At 30.0% G+C, this 1,923-nt stretch carries 1 protein-coding gene and 1 pseudogene; both read right to left on the minus strand.

The features are described 5' to 3' along the window. A partial coding sequence (locus ACMOUI_RS12660; RefSeq protein WP_418966057.1) for a DNA methyltransferase occupies positions 1-1,374 on the minus strand: 1,374 nt, incomplete at its 3' end. A 92-nt stretch (positions 1,375-1,466) separates the two neighbouring features. Further along, a pseudogene (locus tag ACMOUI_RS12665) lies at positions 1,467-1,923 on the minus strand (ATP--cob(I)alamin adenosyltransferase); the annotation flags it as partial.

Here is a 1,923-nt window from a genome sequence, read left to right on the forward strand (position 1 = left end):
AAATAAAGATATCTGTCCTAAGTTTTTAAATGCTATCTCTAATTTATCTAATTCCTCTTCTAAATTATCTTTGGCTAAAGAGTCTAGTTTTAAAATACTTCCATACTCTTTTGCATCCTCAAAGTTAGATATTAATTTTAAAAGATTATTTAATGAACTATCAGTTATTAGCTTTCTAGTTTCCTCTGCTATAGAGTTACTTTCAATAATTGTTGAGCTGTTTAAATTCAATTTTTCTTCATCTTCTAATCTTTCTAAAACACGAAATAATCTAGAAAATTTCTCTCTAGCTTTCATCATTATTGCAAATGATGCTAACTGTCCTGCTCTATCATCTATCTCTAATCCATAGATATTATTTTTTAAAATTGATAGCACGGCATCCTTTTTACTCCATCCTAAATCCTCATATATATCAAATAATACATCAAAAGAGTATGTCAACATGTGCCCGCTTCCCATAGCTGGATCAAGTATTTTAATATCCTCTATCTTTAACTTGGGAGAACTTTTATCACTCCCAGATTCTATATAGTATTTCCAAGTTTTTTTAAGAGTTTCACTGATTCCTAAAGATTCTACTGCAAGTTTTCCAAGAGAATTTTCCACCATATATTGTACTATCCACTTTGGTGTAAATAACTGTGTTGCAGCTGGTATATTTTCTTTTGTAATCTTTTTATTTTTTTTTAATCCTTCAAAAACCTCATTTTTTTTCTCTGAGTTATAAAACTGATATAACCACCCTATAAGTTCGACTGGAACTGCTCCATCCTCATCTTTAGATTGAGATATCTCCTCTCTTAGTTTCATAAGAATAGAGTTTTCCATTAATAGTCCTTTTGGGAATAGTAACTCTGCATAATCCCCACCTTTTGAAAACATAAATGGCATTATATTTGAAAGCTCTTCACATTTCCCCTCTATTAATAGTGAATACATCTCCTCTGTTTTATGAGCATCTTTCAAGTCATGTATTCTATTTTGTAGTTCTGAATCGAAATTTTGGAAAAACTCTGCATCTATATAATTATCAAGAATATCTGGATCTATCTTAGAGGTTGTACTAAATACCACTTTTTCCTCTACATATCCATTTATCTCTAAATATGCAAGAGCTGTTAGTCTATTAAACCAAGTGTATGCACACTCCTCTATCAGCTCTTCATATCCTACTTCATCGTATTTTCTTATTAAAGCATCATAACTACTTTTTTTGTAAAGATGTCCCGCCACCTCTACTTGGCTACCCATTGAGTTAGCAATTTTCATCCCTTCTTTAGTTATTCCTAAATTTTCTAATTGTTTTTTTATATTCTCCATAAGAACATTTCTTGCCTCAATTGAAAAGTTCTTTAAACTTGTTTTGTTCATTTTTCACCCTTCCTACTTAAATGTATTGCTCACTTTATTTAAAGACCTGCCATTGTTGCATATAGGTCATGGCAGGTCTATTACTTTAAATATTAATTTATATCTACTATTTTATTTTCTCTTACTGCTTCTAGCATTTTAGCTTTTAATACTGCTATCTCTTTTTCTAGTTCCTCTATATATGTTTCTACATCTGATTCTGTAGCTACGTTATACTTTGTTCTTATAGATATTTTTTTCATAGAAACTCTTTGCTTTTTAACCATTTTACCGCTAGCTTCATTTATAAAGCCATCTTTTTCCGATTCAGCTATTTTTAAAAGACCCCCTAATTCCTCTATTTTTCTAGTATTTGATTCAGATTTAAGGTTTTCAAAAGTTAAACGAACTCTTTTTATTAGTTCATCGACAGAGTCCTTCTTTTCTAACTCCTCCAAAATCTCTCTTTCAAATATTGAAATATCATTTCTAATAGCTCTTCTATAACTATTCTCAATATCTAGAACAGTATTCTTTAATTTTCTCTCTTTTGTAAAAATAGAGCTATCT

Origin of the sequence: Cetobacterium sp., assembly GCF_048470075.1 — a bacterium.
In the GTDB taxonomy this organism is placed as follows: Bacteria; Fusobacteriota; Fusobacteriia; order Fusobacteriales; family Fusobacteriaceae; genus Cetobacterium_A.